Annotated in this window: 11 protein-coding genes; 6 read left to right on the top strand and 5 right to left on the bottom strand. The window is 27.5% G+C overall.

From position 1 onward, the window contains the following. Positions 1-467 (top strand): isocitrate/isopropylmalate family dehydrogenase (locus Q0J90_RS01950; protein ID WP_297276307.1); only part of this gene is annotated, 467 nt, incomplete at its 5' end. Between the two features lie 60 nt (positions 468-527). Beyond that, on the top strand, positions 528-1,871 hold the full coding sequence (locus tag Q0J90_RS01945; protein WP_297276306.1) for a citrate/2-methylcitrate synthase: 1,344 nt from the start codon (positions 528-530) through the stop codon (positions 1,869-1,871). A 109-nt stretch (positions 1,872-1,980) separates the two neighbouring features. On the opposite strand, the gene Q0J90_RS01940 is transcribed toward Q0J90_RS01945, so the two are convergent. Together Q0J90_RS01940 and Q0J90_RS01935 are read right to left on the bottom strand one after the other, a co-directional pair. Beyond that, positions 1,981-2,406, bottom strand: a complete 426-nt coding sequence (locus Q0J90_RS01940; protein ID WP_297276305.1) for a PepSY-like domain-containing protein — start codon at positions 2,404-2,406, stop codon at positions 1,981-1,983. 163 nt (positions 2,407-2,569) lie between these two features. After that, entirely contained in the window at positions 2,570-5,134 is a 2,565-nt protein-coding gene (locus Q0J90_RS01935) for a YfhO family protein (protein ID WP_297276304.1), read from the bottom strand. Positions 5,135-5,397: 263 nt separating this feature from the next. Between Q0J90_RS01935 and Q0J90_RS01930 the strand changes: the two genes are divergently transcribed. The 3 genes from Q0J90_RS01930 (at position 5,398) to serB (ending at position 9,119) form a co-directional block, all read left to right on the top strand. Then, positions 5,398-6,543, top strand: coding sequence for an alanine--glyoxylate aminotransferase family protein (locus Q0J90_RS01930; protein ID WP_297276303.1), 1,146 nt, complete (start codon positions 5,398-5,400; stop codon positions 6,541-6,543). 333 nt (positions 6,544-6,876) lie between these two features. Then, complete coding sequence (serA, locus tag Q0J90_RS01925; RefSeq protein WP_297276302.1) at positions 6,877-8,481, top strand: phosphoglycerate dehydrogenase; 1,605 nt, start codon at positions 6,877-6,879, stop codon at positions 8,479-8,481. Between the two features lie 17 nt (positions 8,482-8,498). Continuing rightward, a complete protein-coding gene (gene serB, locus Q0J90_RS01920) occupies positions 8,499-9,119 on the top strand; it encodes a phosphoserine phosphatase SerB (RefSeq protein WP_297276301.1) in 621 nt (206 codons plus the stop codon). A gap of 13 nt (positions 9,120-9,132) precedes the next feature. Here the strand turns inward: serB and Q0J90_RS01915 are convergent, their stop codons facing one another. Together Q0J90_RS01915 and Q0J90_RS01910 are read right to left on the bottom strand one after the other, a co-directional pair. Next, the gene (locus Q0J90_RS01915) at positions 9,133-11,394 is read right to left on the bottom strand and encodes a transglycosylase SLT domain-containing protein (protein WP_297276300.1); all 2,262 of its coding nucleotides are present in this window, start codon (positions 11,392-11,394) and stop codon (positions 9,133-9,135) included. Between the two features lie 122 nt (positions 11,395-11,516). Next, entirely contained in the window at positions 11,517-13,778 is a 2,262-nt protein-coding gene (locus Q0J90_RS01910; RefSeq protein WP_297276299.1) for a lytic transglycosylase domain-containing protein, read from the bottom strand. Between the two features lie 158 nt (positions 13,779-13,936). Here Q0J90_RS01910 and Q0J90_RS01905 point away from each other — a divergent pair, with 158 nt between their 5' ends. After that, on the top strand, positions 13,937-15,307 hold the full coding sequence (locus tag Q0J90_RS01905) for an aldehyde dehydrogenase family protein (protein ID WP_297276298.1): 1,371 nt from the start codon (positions 13,937-13,939) through the stop codon (positions 15,305-15,307). Positions 15,308-15,374: 67 nt separating this feature from the next. Here Q0J90_RS01905 and Q0J90_RS01900 read toward each other — a convergent pair. Further along, on the bottom strand, positions 15,375-15,773 hold a 399-nt coding region (locus tag Q0J90_RS01900), incomplete at its 5' end, for a SpoIID/LytB domain-containing protein (RefSeq protein ID WP_297276297.1).

Genomic DNA, 15,773 nt, shown 5'->3' with positions numbered 1-15,773 from the left:
CAAAATTAAAAGAAGCTAAAGAAAGCGGAAAAATAATAATAAAAGATAATATAGCTGATGCCTTTTTACAAAATACATTATTAAAACCGGAAGACTATTCTGTAATAGCAACATTGAATTTAAACGGAGATTATATATCAGATCAATTAGCTGCTATGGTTGGAGGAATTGGAATAGCACCAGGAGGAAATATTAACTACAAAACAGGACATGCAATTTTTGAAGCTACACATGGAACAGCACCTGATATAGCTGGAAAAAACAAAGCTAATCCTTGTTCATTAATACTTTCTTCTGTTATGACATTAGAATATTTAAATATGAATGAGGCTTCTAATTTAATAATCAATGCATTAGAAAGATCTTTTGAAAGCGGATATGCTACTGAAGACTTAGCTGCTTTTATGAATGACGGCGTATCTCTTGGAACTAAAGAGTTTGGAGAAAAATTAGTTTCTCTATTATAATTATTAATTGAATAACATTATATTTTATAAACTAAAAAATAATTTTAAAGGAGTTTATTGATGAGAAAAGAATATTTACTTTATAAGCTGTACGATCATTCTAGCAAACGTATAAAGATAGATAGTGAGCTTTTTCAAAAATATAATGTAAAAAAAGGCTTAAGAAATGAAGACGGTACCGGAGTATTAGTAGGTCTTACAAATGTTGGAGATGTTGTAGGATATGAAAAAGATGCAGAGGGAAATGTTCATCCTATAGACGGAAAATTGTATTACAGAGGATACAGTATAAATGATATAGCAGATGATATATTAACAAATAAGCGTTTGGGTTATGAAGAGGTATGTTATCTTCTTCTTTCCGGAAAACTTCCTGATGAAGAAAGACTTAACTCTTTTAAAGAACTTATATCAGATAATATGTATTTAGATAAAAAAACTATTATGAATATAATAGATTTAGAAGGTCAGAATATCATGAATATATTATCAAGATGCGTACTTGAAATGTATATTCATGATCCTAATCCGGAAGATTTATCATTAGAAAACTTAATGCTTCAGTCTATACAATTAATAGCAAGATTTCCTGCAGTTATTGCTTATGCTTATAATATGTACAAATACAGCGTATCACAGAAATATTTAACTATAACATTGCCTAAACCAAAATATTCTATAGCAGAAAACTTTTTATATATGCTGAAACAAGAATTCACTCCGTTAGAAGCTAGAATGCTTGACTTGCTTTTAATACTTCATGCAGACCATGGCGGCGGTAACAACTCTACATTTACAGTACGTGTAACAAGTTCAGCAAGAACAGATACATATTCAAGCATATCTGCTGGTATTGGTTCTCTTAAAGGAGATTTGCATGGAGGAGCCAATGCTAAGGTAATGGATATGTTTACGCATTTGAAAGAGGCAATAGATGATTGGGAAGATATAAATGAAATAGATGATTATCTAATTAAAATGCTTAATAAAGAAGCTTATGATAACAGCGGTTTAATTTATGGTATGGGACATGCTGTTTATACATTATCAGATCCTAGAGCTGTTATATTAAAAGATTTAGCACGTCATCTTGCCAAAGAAAAGAAAAAAGACTGCGAACTTGAATTTCTAGAGCTTATAGAAGAGAGAGCTATAGAATGTTTTATCAAAGTTAAAGGTGATAAAAAAAGAGTTTGTGCCAATGTAGACCTTTATTCAGGCTTTATATATGATATGCTTGGAATACCTAAAGAAATTTATACTCCATTATTTGCAATGTCAAGAATTGTAGGATGGTGTGCACATAGAATAGAAGAACTTAACTTTGATGATAGAAGAATTATAAGACCTGCTTATAAAAATGTTATAGAACCTCAAGAGTTTATAAGTATGGCAGATAGATAATGATTTATATAAAAAGGATTTTGTTTAATAAAGTCCTTTTTTACAAAAAATTACAGGATATTAAGGTAATTCTTAATATCCTGCATTTGTATATGGGATGGAAAGTAAATCAATCGTCAAATTTCTGGCCTATTAATTGTCCGTCAGCTGATATATAAAGCTCCATCATATTATTCAGCTTTATTTCATAAGTACCCCATTTCTTTTCAGCACTAATAATAACAGTCTGAGGATAAGTATTTCTTATTGTGTTTGCTACATTAGGCGGAAACACATTATATGGTATTCCTACATATTCAGCATCTATTTCGTTCCAATCACCATTGTATAAAAAGTCTATTTTTATACCATTTGATAATTCCACTTCAAATTTTCCATCATCATTTTCAATATACCAAATTTCTGAATCAGAAAAATTTTGTGCAATAAACTGCCTTGCTTTCTCAGGCAATGATTCTGCAGGTACAATCCAATCGGCAAATAAATTACTACAGGAGATTATTGTTATTATAATTATGATTTTTAGTATTTTCATAAATAACCTCCCTCTCTCCTTATATTTATAGTATATCATATTTTATATTTTTTGTCAATATTTTTTACAAATATTTTACTTCTTATTTACAACCATAAATATAAAAAATCTCTAAATATATTCATATATTTAGAGATTTTGATAATAATCTTTATTAAAAGTATTATTTTGTATTTTTTCTTAAGTAAAATATTGAATTAACAAGAGATATCAATATAAATATAATCCAGCATATAATAGTACTATATAAATATTTAGTGTTAGGAGTAAATTCAAATACTACATTATTATCCCCAGCTTCTACATACACTCCCCTAAATAAAATATTAGCATTTAATAGCTCTTTTTTTTCACCATTAACAGTTACAGACCAATCTTTATTATATCTTTCTTTTGATACAAGTACACCGGAATCAGGAGTTTTTACATTGAATACTATTTTAGTATCAGTTTCTTCAACAAGTTCTACACTATGCATTGAATCAGGATTATTTAGAGTTAGATTATTATTAGAATTATTTAATAATACAACTTCATTAGCCAAATTAAAATTAGGCATTGTGAGTCTTCCTAAACCATCGTTAAAATCTTTGGCATTATAAGCATTATTAACAAATTCGTACTTATTTCTATAACCTTTAAGTTCATATAATACAGCAGCAGAAAATTGATCTTGATATTCAGTAATCTTTACAACATCATTAGAAAGAACAGATTGATCCAAATATGTAGGACTCAATATATATCTTACTCCAAGTAAATCCATAAGTCTAGGCTGATATCCCACATAATCGTTTATTCTAAAAGCAGAAAAAGTATCTGTTATATCTTTAGATAATCTGCTTGCAGCAGGAGGTTCTGTCAATGGTATATTATAATAAGGCATAGTATGAGTTGTATACCTATATAAATACGGGATTAATATAGGCATTGTTGTTTCATTATCACCTTCTTTTAATATATGATCAACTATAGGAGTGGAATTATACATCTGATTATAATTAGATTTTACTATAAACATATTTCCGCTTTGAGTTAAATCTAAAAATAATACAGCCATAAACATATAAGGCAGACATTTATAAAATAAATTTTCTTTGTTTGCAATTATAATATAAAGAAATGCTGTTATACATCCTATTACAAGAAATCCTATATCTCCGGAATCATATACTGAAAATAATATAAATCCTATAAATGGAACTATTACTGCAAATTTATCTCTTATAGTTATTTCTTTTAGAGAAATAGCATTAGTAATTAAAAGTAAAGTAGTTGCAGACATAAGCATTAATCTTACAAATGACATAGAAATATTTTTAGCTATTAAAGAAGCGTTTTGTTCTTTCCAATCTGCTACGAAACTGCTGTATATAACACCGTTTGCCAATATTGTTATTAAAGCAAATACAACTGATGCTATAGCTATTATATACATTATCTTTTGGGCAATAGATACGTATTTATACTCATCTTCCAAATATTCTAGTAACTTTTCATTCTTTCTTGCCTCTATTCCTTTGAATATATAGTCAGCAGCAAATGAAGATATAATTGCAAATGGAATAGGTATAATTTCTATAAATTTGTTTGGATTTCTAGCATCTCTAAATATTGGTATCTGAAATAAAGCTCCATATATAACAGGAAAATATCTTCCGAAACTTGCTATTAAAAAGAATAAAGCTGTACCAATCCAAAAATATTTTTCACTATATTTTTTTCTGCTTATAAATACTGCGAATATTATAAAAATAAAAGTTATATATCCGATATTGGCAGAAGTTAAAGAGAAATTTGAAGTTTTAGGCTCTCCTTCCATATTTGCTATTCTTCCCCAATAAGGATGCGTTTCACTTCCAGAATAGTATCCGAAAAATCCAGGCATAAAAAATCCTAGTATTTCTTCTGGAGGATATGACCATCTTGTAGCCCATTGCCATAATTGATCTTTATTCTCAACTCCTGCCGCCCCCATATCTTGAGTATTTCTTGTGATCATTATTATCTGTATTGACATCAAAAATGAAAATACAGCAACCAATACAAATTTCAAACATAAAAGTATTATTCTTTTAAAATCATTTTTTATAAAATCTATTAATTTAAGTTCATTCTTTTTAGAATATAATAAATATAAGAAATAACATGACAAAAATAAAGCAAAATACATAGCGACATCTAAAGCACCGCCTAAAAAAGCTATACCTAAAAATGCTCCTGTAAAAAAGAAATGAATCCATTTTTCACTATTCATAGCTTTGGAAAGAAAATATAATACAAAAGGGAAATAACAGTAAGTTTCAAATTTACCTAAGTGTCCAGGAAGTATTAATGTTATCATTGCATTAGAAAACATCAAAGCAATAGCTCCAAACATAGATGCTTTTATAGATAGTTTTTTCTCTCTTAAGAATAAAAATAATCCGTATCCCATTATTGATATATGAAATATTATACTTACTTGCGGATATATATCATTAGGAAGTAATGCTATAAGTAATGATTTAGGGTGAATTGGAACTGCTGATGATGTTGCTATTGTGAAATACGCATTATTCCAAAAATATAAACTACCGCTGAATATTGCATCCTTAATATTCTTTATATCCCAAAGAATAACATCTCCCATTTGAAGATATGAAAATGTTAAATTGCTGTAGAAAAATAATATAGAAAGCAATATAAATATAATAGGATATATGATCTCTTTCTTTAATGATTTCATTATTTTATAATTCCTTTGATTAATATCTGATTTTGTTATCATAATTTTTTAGATAATAAATAATATATAAAAGATTATGTATTGTCAAGGAATTTTTTTATTAAAATATTTTATAGATTATATATAAAAAATCGAACTTTTTGTATATAAATAAATAGTTTTATATTAATATTACTAAATATAGTATTGTTAAAAATGTATAAATATTATATAATAGTACAATCCGTTATGCTGTATTTAAAATATTTAAGGAGAATTTTACGATGAAAGATAAAACATTTTTGATGATACCCGGACCTACACCTGTACCGGAATCGGCATTGATAGAAATGGCCAAACATCCTATGGCTCATAGAAGCAAAGAATTTTCAAATATCTTAAAAGAAGTTTATGAAAATTTAAAATATGTATTTCAAACAAAAAACGATGTATTTTTATTTACGGCAAGCGGAACAGGGGCTATGTGTGCAGCTTTAGAAAATCTTATTAATGAAGGGGATAAAGTATTATGCCTATCTATTGGAAATTTTGGTTCAAGATGGGCTAAAATTGCTGCAAGCAGAGGTGCTATCGTTACAAAGATAGAAGTAGAAGCTGGTAAGGTTATAAGTCCTGAAATGCTTGAAGAGGCTTTGAATAAAGATAAAGAAATAAAAATAGTAACTCTTACACACAGTGAAACTTCAACAGGCGCTGCTAATGATATAAAAACATTATGTTCCATTATAAAAAAACATGGTGCTGTATCTGTTGTTGATGGTATAACAAGCTTATGTGCTATGGAGTTTAAAACAGATGAATGGGGAATAGATGTTGCAATATCAGGTTCTCAAAAAGGATTTATGATTGCACCTGGTTTATCATTTTTAACTGCTAGTGAAAATGCTTTTAAAATGCATGAAAAATGCAAGTATCCTAGTTTTTATTTTAATTGGACTGAACATAAAAAATCTTTGGCTAAGGACACTACCCCATTTACTCCTGCTGTTAATTTAATAACATCTCTTAATACTTCTTTAAAGATGATAAAAGAAGAAGGTATTGAAAATGTTAATTTAAGACATAAAAAGCTAACTATGGCATTGAGAAGTGCTGTTAGAAGCATTGGATTAAAATTACTTGTTGAAGATGACAGTAATGCAAGTCATGCTATTACTTCAATACTTCCTCCAGATGGAATAACGGTTCCTGATATAAGGAAAACTTTAAAAGAAGATTATGATATAATTGTTGCAAATGGACAAGGAGCTTTAGAAAACAAAATATTTAGAATCGGAACTCTTGGATTCGTTTGCGGGCGTGATTTAATAATGGCAGTTGGAGCTTTGGAAGCTAGCCTTTTGAAGTTGGGATATAAATTTGAATTAGGAATAGGAGTAAAAAAAATAATAGAAGAATTAAATAAATAACAATTATATATATTTTAGAATATTCTAATATAATATATTTCTATTATATTAGAATATTTTATTTTTTTATTAATAAAAATAAAAAAGCGGCAGCTGTACAAATAAATTTATTTATTTGTTAATTATAGGCGAACCAATTAGGACCTTTATTTAAATGCGGGCGAACATAACAATATAAAAGTGAGCCGAAGCCATCTGACAAACTCGTTTGGCAAATAATTATAGGCGAAGGCAAACATAACAACAAAAGAAGCGAGAAAAAGCCTCCTCGATAATTCATTATCGAGGAGTTTATAGGCTTTTTCGAGCATAGCAATAATAAGGAGATAAAAAATGAAAGTTTTAATAACTGATAATATAAATGAATGTGTTAAAGATATAATAACATCTGTTGCTGATGCTGTATTTCTTCCTACAATGAGCGAAGAGGAACTTATAAAAGTTATAGGTGAATATGATGCTTTAATGGTAAGAAGTCAGACTAAAGTTACAAAAAATATTATAGAAGCTGGTAAAAATTTAAAAATAGTAGGACGGGCAGGTGTCGGAGTTGATAATATTGATGTAGAAGCTGCTACAGAAAAAGGTGTAATAGTTGTCAATTCTCCCGATGGAAATACTATAGCTGCATCTGAACATACTATAGCTTTAATGCTTGCAGTATCAAGAAATATTGTACCTGCTGTTGTTTCTACTAAGGAAGCAAAATGGAACAGAGATAAATTTACCGGAAATGAACTTTTAGGTAAAACTTTGGGAGTTATGGGATTTGGAAGAATAGGAAGAAAAGTTGTAAATATTGCTTTGGCTATTGGAATGAAAGTTATAGTTTATGATCCTTTTGCAACCGAAGAAATTGTACAAAAAAGCGGAGCTGTTTATGAAACTTCTTTAGATGAGTTTTTGCCTAAATTGGATTATTTATCTCTTCATATACCAAAAACTCCTGAAACAAATAATATAATAAATAAAGATAATTTATGCAAAATGAAAAATACGGCAATAATTATCAACTGTTCAAGAGGAGGACTTGTTAATGAAGAAGATTTAAAAAATGCATTGGAAAACGGAATAATAGCTGCTGCTGCTATAGATGTTTTTGTAAATGAACCTAAAATAGAAACTTGTCCATTGATAGAATATAAAAAAGATAATTTGATACTTACTCCTCATCTTGGTGCTAGTACAAAAGAAGCTCAGATCAATGTTGCAATAGATGTAGCAAAGCAAATAAAACAAGTATTGTCAGGAGGCTACACAGAATCAGCTGTTAATATACCTTCTCTTAATCCTGAAAAATTAGAGCCGGTTAAAGATTATATGAAAATAGCTGAAAATGCCGGAGAAATGATAATGCAGCTTGCTAATGGTAAAATAAAATCTCTTGAAATAACAGCACAAGGAGATTTAATCAATTTGGATATTCAGCCTCTTGAAGTTGCTATATTAAAAGGTGCATTATCATATATGTTCCAAGATGTTAATTATGTAAATGCTCCTTATCTAGCTAAGCAAAGAGGAATAGAAGTAAAAACTATAAAATCAGAAGCTCCTTCTACTTTTACAGGAATACTTAAAGTAAAATTGATAACAGATAAAGATACAACAAGTGTATCAGTATCTCTAATAGCAAAAAATATTGCAAGAATAGTTAAGCTTAATGATTATGATGTTATAATAAAGCCTCAGCCTCATATATTAGTTGTACCTCATATAAACCAGCCTGCTATGGTAGCTAAAGTTGCAACAGTTCTTTCTTCAGATTCTATAAATATTGGTTCAATGAGCGTATCAGAGAATATAAAAGGAAGCAATATGTCTATAATGGCTATTAACGTTGATAGAGTTATAGGAAATGATGTTATAACAAAGATTTCAAATATAGACGGGGTGCATGATCCTAAATATGTAAGACTCACAGCAGAATATACTTTATAATTATAGGATAAATAAAAATGAAATTAGCAGTTTTTGATTTTGATTCTACATTAATGGATGGTGAAACTCTTGACATCATTGCAAAAGAAACTAATTTTGCTAAAGAAATTTCAGATATTACAGCAATGGGAATGAGAGGAGAATTAGATTTTTTTGAAAGTTTGCAAATGAGGGTATCGCTTCTTAAAGGAATAAAATTAAAAACTGTTAATGAAATTTGCAATTCTCTTCCTGTAATGAATGGCGCAAAAGAAACCATAGAAGAGCTTCATAAAAAAGGATATAAATGCGTATGCTTTTCTGGAGGATTCAAGAATGCTACTATTCCATTCGCTGAAAAACTTAATTTGGATGCTGAGTTCTCAAATATATTTCATGCAAAAGATGATATTTTAACAGGAAAAGTCGGAGGTGAAATGATGTTTTCTGACAGCAAAGGAAAAATGTTATTGACTCTTCAAAAACTTTTAAATATATCTTATGACGATACTCTTGTTGTCGGAGATGGTGCCAACGATTTAAGCATGTTTCAATATGCCAAAAATAAAGCGGCCTTCTGTGCTAAAGATATACTCAAAAAAGAAGCAAGCATTATAATAGAGAAAAAAGATTTAACTCTTATATTAGATAATATATAATAACTTATAATTATTATTTATCTTTATAATATTTGCTGTAATATTCATAACTTTTTATAACACGCTCTACATAATATTCTGTCTCTTCAATATCAATGAATCTTCCTATGCGGTACATGTTGTTAGTTCCATACTCTTTTTTCCATCTTCTTCCTCGTCCTGAACCAGCATTATAGCTTGCAGCAACTAATATATAATTACTTGCTTTCTGACTGCTGAATAACCATCCTAAATGTGAAACACCTAAATTAATATTCTGTTTAGGGTCTGTTAAATTTAGAGGCTTATATCTATATCTTGCCTTTCTATTCTCTGCTGCAGCTGTTGCAGGCATTAACTGCATAAGTCCCATAGCTCCAACCCAAGACCTAGCTTTAGGATCAAATAAACTCTCCTCACGCATTATAGCATAAACAAAAGCCGGCTCTATTTTATAATATTTAGTTTCAGGAACAACATATTTATCAAAATATCTAGGATAAACTCTTTTTCTAAGTTCATCCGGAAGCAAGTCTACATTATCATTATAAGGATATCCGAAATAATTGCCTATCTTAGATGATACCTGTATTAATCTTTTTGTATTTTGTGAATCTATAAATATTTTCTCAGCAAAATAGAATAAAGGATAAGTTACCGGAGTCTTTTTAAATATTTTATCAAATTCTGTATATGCATTCTCATAATCCCCATAATAATATAAAACTATTGCTTTGTTAACTTCTCTTCTAGTTTGAAGAGATAATTCATTGAATAATTCACCTTCAGTTTTTCCAGCATACATTTCCTTAACAAATTTATTTCTCATAAGTATATTTTTAGCCGTAGCTCTTGCTTCTTTTGTAACATCATCTTCTTTTCCAGTTGCAGCATAAGTTAAGAATTGTATATTATTAAGCATTTTCATAGCTTTGTCGAAACTAGAATTGTCGTAGTATTTCCTAGCTTCATTTAAATAATAATCATTACTAAGCTCAACATTATGAACCATTTCATCACTTGCTAGGCTCAATGCCCCTTTTAGAAAATAATGGCTTTTGCTTGTAAGAAGAGTTTTCATTATATACTCATCTCTTCTTTCAGTATCTCCAAATTCTTCAGCAGTCCACATATTCCAAGACAATGCAAAATCATGTCTGAAAGTTTGATATTTATCTTCTAAAGCCTTAGTAGCAAAATAAGTCTCTGTTTTATTTTCTAATTTGAATGCAGCTCTTAAATATGATTTTAATGCCAATTCTGTCTGACGGCTTTTTGGAAATCTTTTTAAAATATTAGTTAAATAAGTTTTTGCCTGAAGTAAATTATTATTATTCAAACTCACTTTAACAAAATTATTATATATTCTTGGAACATAATCATCTCTAGGATATTCTTTCAAAAATGTATTATAAAGCTGCATTGATTTAGAAGAATTTTTTAATCTATTGTAATTACTAGCTGAATAATAAAGAGCTAATCTTCTATGAGTTTTATTATTTCTGTTGGATAAATATTCATCAAATAATTTTGAAGCCTCTGCCCTATTTCCAGAAAGCTGCTTAATTCTTGCCATATAGTATGTAGAATTCGCCTTATGAGAATTATTATTATACAAATTTTCAAAATATTTTAATGATGACTTTCTATATCCTGCGTTATAAAGTTCCTCAGCTATATTAAATTTCATATTATTATCAAGCTGCATAATTTCACTAGGATAATTATTATTATAATAAATAGCTGCTTCTCTATTTAAAAATTTAGTAAGAAGTTCATAAGCTATCATTTTCTTCTTATTTGTATCATCAGTGTTTCTTAAAGCTCTTACTCCAACAAACTCTTTAATCCATTTTTGAGTATTTCCATTAAAAAAATCGCTTATAGGATAATCATCTCTATAAAATTCTGCAAGTGCTTTATACTGCTCAGCATAAGTATACAATGATGAACGAGGATATTCTTTAATAAGCAAATCATATAAACTTATAGCTTCATCATACATATCGATAAGAAATGCACTTTTTGCTCCGTAATATATTACATAATCTTTTATAAATAGATCTTCTTCTGTGTTTATGATATCTTTAAATTGATTATAAGCATCTAAATATTTTCCTCTATTGTAAAGCTCTAATGCTGTACCATAGTTAATTGGATTTTTTGATATAATATTTTCTTTTAAAGATATATCTTCAGCACCCAACATAGAAGTCATTATTATGATTATAATTTCAAAAGTTAAAGCAAATAATAAAACTCTTTTATTAAATATTTTTAAAATTTTATTCTTCATTTATCCTCATTCCAAAACATTTTTTATATAGTAATTATTATTTTATTATTTTTTTTATTTTTTGCAAATAAATTTTACATTTTATTTACATTTTAGATATTATTTATAGAAATAATTGTATTTTAATCTTTATAATATTTACTGTAATGTTCATAAGTATTAATAACTTTCTCTACATAATATTCAGTTTCTTCTATATCTATAAATCTGCCTGTACGATACATATTATTAGTACCGTATTCTTTTTTCCATCTTGCTCCGCGTCCTGAACCAGCATTATAACTTGCTGCTACTATTATGTAGTTGCTTGCATTTTCATTTTTAAATAACCAGCTTAAATGTCCAATACCTATATTAATATTTTGTTTAGGATCAGTTAAATCTAAAGGATCATATCTGTATCTAGGATTTCTATTTTGTTCTTTAGCTGTAGCAGGCATTAACTGCATAAGTCCCATAGCTCCAACCCAAGATTTAGCTTTTGGGTCAAATGTACTTTCCTCACGCATTATAGAATATACAAATAATGGATCTATTTTATAATGTTTTGCCTCTGGAAGAACATACTCATCAAAATATCTAGGATAAACTCTCTTTCTAAACTCATCTGGAAGTAAATCTACATTATTATTATATGGATAATCAAAATATTTTCCTATATTGACAGATATTTGCATGAGCCTTTTAGTATTGCCTGAATCTTTAAAAATCTTTTCAGCAAAATAAAACAATGGATATGTTATTTTATCAGCTTTCTTAAATATTTTATCATATTCTGTATATGCATTATCATAATCCCCATAACAATATAGTAATATAGATCTATCAACTTCATTAGTAGTTTGCAATGATAATTCACTAAATAAATCATAATCGCTTTTATTTGAATATAGCTCTTTTACAAATTCATTTTGCATAAGAATATTTTTAGCCATATCTCTAGCTGATTTCATAAAATCATCTTCTTTTCCAGTAGAAATATAATTTAAGAACTGAATCTTATCAAGCATCTGCATGGATTTAGTATAGTTTGAATCAGTGTAATATTTTTGGGCTTCATCAAAATAATAAGTATTGCTGATTTCAACATTTTTTATCATTTCATCATTTGCTAAACTCAAAGCTCCATTAACAAAATAATGATTTTTACTTGTAAGAAGTATTTTCATTAAATATTCATCTCTTTTTTCAGTATCTCCAAATTCTTCAGCAGTCCACATATTCCAAGATAATGGAAAATCATGTCTGAATGTTCTATATCTTTTCTCTAATGCTTTAGTTGCAAAATATGTTTCTGTTTTATTTTTTAATTTAAAAGCTTTTCTTAAATATGATTTTAATGCTAATTCAGTTTGCCAGCTATTTGGAAATTTATTCATAACATTACTTAAATAAACTTTTGCCTGGACTAAATTATCTTTATTCAAACTCATATTAACAAAATTATTATATATTCTTGGAACATAATCATCTTTAGGATATTCTTTTAAAAATATATTATACAATTCCATTGACTTTGTATTATTAGTCAATTTAGCATAATTGCCGGCAGAATAATAAAGACTCATTTTTCTGTATGCTTTATTCTTTGGATTAGATAAATATTCATCATAGAATTTAGCAGCTTCTTCTCTATTTCCTTCTGATTCATTTATCCTAGCAATATAATAAGTGGAATTTCCCTTATAAGAATTATTAGAGTATAAATATTGAAAATGTTTTAGTGAAGATTTTTTAAATCCGGCATTATATAATACTGAAGCCGTTTTATATTTTAAATTATTATCAAATAATGATATTTCATCTTCATAATTATCATTATAATAAATAATGGCTTCACTGTTTGATAATTTAGTTATAAGTTCATAAGCTACCATTTTAGCTTTATTAGTATCATCTGTATTTCTTAAAGCCCTTATACCTACAAATTCTTTAATCCAATTTTGTTTCTTGCTATTAAAAAAATTACTTATAGGATAATCATCTCTATAGAACTCTGCCAATGCTTTATACTGTTCAGCATAAGGATATAATGGAGAATTTGCATATTCTTTCATTAATAAAGTATATAAATCTATAGCTTCATCATACATATTAGCATTTAAGGCACTTTTAGCACCATAATATATAATATAATCTTTTATAATTGAGTCTTCATCACTATTCATTATATTTGTAAATTGTTTATATGCTTCTAAATACTTTTCTCTATTATGTAATTCTAATGCCGTACCATAATTGACTTTATTCTTTGAAGTTATTTTTTTCTTTAATGAAATATCTTGAGCTGTCAACATAGAAGCAATCACAGCAGCAATAATAGCAAAAGAAAAAAAGAAAAGTAAGAATCTTTTATTAAAAATATTAGTAACTTTATTTCCCATTTACACAAAATCCGAATATAATTTTTATATATAGATTTTATTTTATTATTTTTATAATTTTTTGCAAATCAATTCAATATATTAATCATAAAAAATAATAGTAATTTATGAATATTTTTGTATATTAATAGTAAACAAATTATGGAGAAATATATAAAATGGATTTAATAGAATTAAGAGATAAACAAAAGAAATTTTTTAAAACTTCAAAAACATTATCATACAATTTTAGAATAGAGCAATTAAAGAAATTAAAATCTATGCTTATAAAATATGAAAAAGACTTTATAAATGCTTTATATAAAGATATGCAAAAATCTGAATTTGAAGCCATAGCAAGTGAATTGTATATGGTGATGGAAGAAATTAATTTATTTATAAAGAATCTAAAAAGATGGATGCATAATAAAAAAGTAAAAAGAAATATGATTACTATAGATTCTCAAACGAATATAATAAATAAACCGTTCGGTGTATCATTAATAATATCTCCTTGGAATTATCCTATACAATTAACTTTTCTTCCTATTGTAGGGGCAATAGGAGCAGGAAATACTGCTGTAATAGCACCTTCTCAGCTGACTCCTACTGTATATGATGTAATATACAATTCTATAAAAAACACATTTGATGAAGAATATATTTCTGTTGTAGATAAAAATATACCTCCTGAAAGCATAACAAAAATAGAATATGATAAAATATTTTTTACAGGTTCTCCTAGAGTTGGAAAAATTATAATGTCTAATGCATCAGAGTTTCTTACTTCGGTAACATTAGAGCTTGGAGGAAAATCTCCTGTTATCATTGGTGATGTAGATGATAATAACTTTAATAAGGCTGTAAAAAGAATTATATGGGGAAAATTTATAAACTCAGGACAAACATGCGTATCTCCGGATTATATACTTATTAGAGAAGATTTGAAAGATAAATTCTTAAATGCATTTGATAAAGAAATGAAATTATTTAATGATGAAAAAAAACTTCATAGAATAATAAATCAAAACCATTATAATAGATTAAAATCATATTTAAATGATGGAAAAATTATTTACGGCGGTGAATATGATGATAATAACTTGTCTATTTCAATAACATTAATAGAACCAAGAAATTTAGAAACTAATATAATCAAAGATGAAATATTTGGAAGCATATTTCCAATACTTTATTATAAAACAAAAGAAGAAGCAAAAGAAATAATAGAAAAAATATGTCCTAATCCTCTTGCTATGTATATATTTTCTGAAAACATTGATTTTAATTATTATTTTATAGAAAAGATAAGTTATGGAGGATGTTCTGTCAATGATACTATAAGCCATATATTGAATCCTAATGCTCCATTTGGAGGTGTTGGCAATAGCGGAATTGGACAGTATCATGGGTATTATAGTTTTGAATGCTTTTCAAAAAAGACAACTATTTTAAATAAAGGATATAGTTTTGAAATAAAAACAAAATATCCTCCATATTCTAAAAAAATTAAAGATATGAAGTTTTTATACAATATGATAAAAAAATAATTAATAAATAAAAAAGGCCTATATTGAATATCAATATAAGCCTTTTATATTCTACCTAATGAATATATCAATTTCCCCAAACATCTGGTTCAAATTCTTTATTAACTCTATTATAATCTACAATATCAACTCCATTATAATAGAATTTTAAAATCTCTTTATAATCTTTTTTAACTTGAGCCATACCATAAGCACCCCATTGGCACATACCTACACCGTGTCCGCTTCCTTTACCAGTAATTATGATACCATTATCAACTTTTTTAATAGTAAAATTCAATGAAGGTACTAATCTAGGAGAAAGTGTGCTTCTGAAATCTCTTGAAGTAATATCATTATTATCTATTTTAATATTAGTAGCTTTGCCTGATTTAGGATCAGTACTTATTCCAATAGAAGATTTTTCGCTGGCATGTACAGAATAATTAGCTAAATCATTATTAAGTTCATTGTAGCTTAAAGCATT

Source organism: uncultured Brachyspira sp. (assembly GCF_944390595.1).
Classification (GTDB): domain Bacteria; phylum Spirochaetota; class Brachyspiria; order Brachyspirales; family Brachyspiraceae; genus Brachyspira.
This window is presented reverse-complemented; position numbering and strand designations above follow the sequence as displayed.

Bases quoted from the DNA above. Each gene is read 5' to 3' on its own strand.
- serB (WP_297276301.1), top strand. From the start codon at position 8,499: ATGAAATTAGCAGTTTTTGATTTTGATTCTACATTAATGGATGGTGAA.
- Q0J90_RS01940 (WP_297276305.1), bottom strand. From the start codon at position 2,406: ATGAAAATACTAAAAATCATAATTATAATAACAATAATCTCCTGTAGT.
- Q0J90_RS01945 (WP_297276306.1), top strand. From the start codon at position 528: ATGAGAAAAGAATATTTACTTTATAAGCTGTACGATCATTCTAGCAAA.
- Q0J90_RS01910 (WP_297276299.1), bottom strand. From the start codon at position 13,778: ATGGGAAATAAAGTTACTAATATTTTTAATAAAAGATTCTTACTTTTC.
- Q0J90_RS01915 (WP_297276300.1), bottom strand. From the start codon at position 11,394: ATGAAGAATAAAATTTTAAAAATATTTAATAAAAGAGTTTTATTATTT.
- Q0J90_RS01930 (WP_297276303.1), top strand. From the start codon at position 5,398: ATGAAAGATAAAACATTTTTGATGATACCCGGACCTACACCTGTACCG.
- Q0J90_RS01935 (WP_297276304.1), bottom strand. From the start codon at position 5,134: ATGAAATCATTAAAGAAAGAGATCATATATCCTATTATATTTATATTG.
- serA (WP_297276302.1), top strand. From the start codon at position 6,877: ATGAAAGTTTTAATAACTGATAATATAAATGAATGTGTTAAAGATATA.
- Q0J90_RS01905 (WP_297276298.1), top strand. From the start codon at position 13,937: ATGGATTTAATAGAATTAAGAGATAAACAAAAGAAATTTTTTAAAACT.